Annotated in this window: 2 protein-coding genes; both read left to right on the top strand. The window is 71.0% G+C overall.

Annotation, left to right across the window (positions count from 1 at the left end):
- Window positions 1-856: beta-ketoacyl reductase (locus DEH69_RS24235; protein ID WP_220131334.1), on the top strand; the 856-nt coding region annotated here is incomplete at its 5' end.
- Window positions 857-940: 84 nt separating this feature from the next.
- Window positions 941-1,543, top strand: a 603-nt coding sequence (locus tag DEH69_RS24240; RefSeq protein WP_147255817.1) for a beta-ketoacyl synthase N-terminal-like domain-containing protein, incomplete at its 3' end; no start/stop codon positions are given.

Genomic DNA, 1,543 nt, shown 5'->3' on the forward strand with positions numbered 1-1,543 from the left:
CCTCGCCCACCAACACCGCGCCCAGGGCCGTCCCACCACCAGCCTCGCCTGGGGCCTCTGGGAGCAGGCGAGCGACATGACGGGCAAGTTGAGCGGGGCCCAGCGGCGGCTCAGCCGACGGGACGGGATTGTTGGCCTGTCGGTGGGGGAGGGGTTGGCGTTGTTCGATGCGGCTTTGGCGTGTGGTGAGGCGGTGGTGCTCCCGGTCAAGGTCGATCTGGCGGCGTTGGTTCGTGGTGTGCCGGAGGAGGTTCCCGCGCTGTGGCGTGGTCTGGTGCGGCGGCCTGCGCGTCGGGCCGCGCAGGCCGCCTCCGGGGGTGGGGAGTCGCTGGTCCAGCGCCTTGCCGGTCTTGCCGATGCGGATCGTGAGCGTCTGCTGCTCGATCTGGTGCGCACGCATGCGGCCGCGGTTCTGGGGCGGGGTGCGAGCGATGTCATCGGTCCTGAACAGGCGTTCAAGCAGCTCGGGTTCGACTCGCTCACCGCCGTCGAGCTGCGCAACCGCCTCAACCAGGCCACCGGGCTCCGCCTCCCCGCCACCCTCGTCTTCGACCACCCCAACCCCACCGCACTCGCCCACCACCTCCGCGACGAACTGCTGCCGGACGTTCCGCCCCCGGTGGACCTGAACGCGCGGGAGGCGGAGATCCGCAAGGTGCTGGCGTCGGTGCCGCTGAGCCGACTCCGGGAGGTGGGTGTGCTGGACGCGCTGATGCGGCTGGCCGACGCGGCCGATGCGACCGACACGCCCGTCGAGGCGGCGCCTCAGGGCGCGAGGGCCGACGAGACCGACCTGATCGCCGCCATGGACGCCGACAGCCTGGTGGCACGGGCGCTGGGCAGCGCCGCCAGCTGATCCGGCCGCGACCCACGAGAGAGACAGTCCGGACGGTCCCGACAAGACCGGCCGGAACCGCTTACTCATCGGATGAGGACGGACATGGCCACGCCCCCGGAAAAGCTGGTGGAAGCCCTGCGGGCTTCCCTCATGGAGAACGAGCGGCTGCAACAGGAGATCATCAGAATCACCCACGCGGCGACCGAGCCGATCGCGATCATCGGGATGGCCTGCCGCCTGCCGGGCGGGGTGGCCTCGCCCGATGATCTGTGGCGCCTGGTGGACCAGGGCGTCGATGGCGTCTCCGCGTTCCCCGACGACCGGGGCTGGGACGTCGATGAGCTGTATGACCCGGATCCGGACCGGCCGGGGACGTCATACACCCGCGAGGGGGGCTTCCTCCAACAGGCGGGCGACTTCGACCCGACCTTCTTCGGGATCTCCTCCCGTGAGGCGCTGGCTCTCGACCCGCAGCAGCGGTTGTTGCTCGAAACGTCGTGGGAGGCGTTGGAGCGCGCGGGCATTGACCCGACCTCGCTGCGCGGCACCAGCACGGGCGTCTTCGCCGGGGTGATGTACCACGACTACGCGTCACGGCTCCAGCGGGTGCCCAAGGAACTCGAGGGCACCCTGGGCGTGGGGAACTCGGGCGCCGTCGTGTCGGGGCGCGTCTCCTACTCGCTCGGCCTTGAGGGACCCGCGGTG

Source organism: Streptomyces sp. PT12 (assembly GCF_003311645.1).
Lineage (GTDB): Bacteria > Actinomycetota > Actinomycetes > Streptomycetales > Streptomycetaceae > Streptomyces.